The 1,201-nt window shown below is 67.7% G+C and carries 1 protein-coding gene; it reads right to left on the bottom strand.

Features of this window, described 5'->3' with window-relative positions; translation table 11 throughout:
• Positions 1-530: 530 nt before the first annotated feature.
• Positions 531-1,199, bottom strand: a complete 669-nt coding sequence (locus AC1D12_RS33720) for a histidine phosphatase family protein (RefSeq protein ID WP_477845431.1) — start codon at positions 1,197-1,199, stop codon at positions 531-533.
• Positions 1,200-1,201: the final 2 nt, after the last annotated feature.

Below are 1,201 nucleotides of genomic sequence, written 5' to 3'. Positions count from 1 at the left end.
GCTCGCCGTCGCAGCGGTCTTCGCCCCTGGCGGGGCGAAGACTCCCCTGCGCTGACTGGTTTCATGGCCCGTCGCCCAAACTCCCGCCACTCACTKCGTTCGTTGTGGTCAAACAGTGGGCGACAGTCAGTTCACGAAGCGCGCTGGCGCACGCGGGCCATGAAACCAGCCAGCTCCGGCGCCCCCTCCTKATTGGCGCACCACAGCCTCCCCGCACCCGCCTTCTGCCACCGCCCTGCCTTTGGGGAGGTGACAAGCGAACAAGTGGGGGTTGAGYCCGGGYTGCACCCGGGCGCGTCATGCATCAGCCCGGACGCGCGCTGCCTACTCCGCGAGCAGACCTGGTCGGCAATGCAATGGATGTCAGCACGACGCATGCATGCAACGCCGCGATCAGTCCTCCCAGGCGCTCGTACTTGACCACCTCGCGTTCACCGTCGACGGGCAGAACAAAACCGTTCAACAGCCACACTGTCGGCAAGGGATCAGCGTTGAAGAGGTGTCGCAAGGGGGGCACTTCCGTTTGGTCGTCAGGTCTGCCGCAGGAACTGCGCCAGCAGCTTTTCCATCGTCGTCATCGTCTCGCGCTCGTGCAGCCACTGCGTGGGCGCGAGGTTCACCGCGCGCACGATCTGGTCGTTCGTGCCGACGTCGATCACGTTGATGCAGGCCGGCGCCTGTTCGAGCCGGCCGAAGAAGGCCCGTTCGCCGGCCAGCACGCGCGACAGCAGCGCGCGGTTCACGCCACCGTGCATCACCATCAGCAGGCACTGCCAGTCGGCGCGCGCGAGCAGCGCATCGAAGGCCGGCAGTACGCGGTCGAGCAGTTCGCCGACCGATTCGCCGCCGAGGAAGCGCTGCGATTGCACGTTCGGGCCGGTGCGGAAGGCGCCGAGGAAGGCGGCTTCGATCTCGTGCTTCGGGATGTCGGCCAGCCGGCCGGGGCGGATCTCTTCGAGCGCCGGTTCGTGCAGCACGTTCAACTCGGGCTGCGCGCTCGCGGCCAGCACGCGTGCCGCCGTCTCGACGGTGCGCGGCAATCCGCTGACCAGCACGCTGTCGAAGCGCACGCCGCATTGCGCGAACAGCCGACCGGCTGCATCGGCCTGGTCGCGGCCGACGGCGTTCAGCGGCACGGTATCGGGTGGCACGGCGCTGCCATCCTCACGGAAGTAGTCGACCGACCCATGCCGCATCAGAT

The organism is Rhizobacter sp. P1_G5 (assembly GCF_056405435.1).
This window is presented reverse-complemented; position numbering and strand designations above follow the sequence as displayed.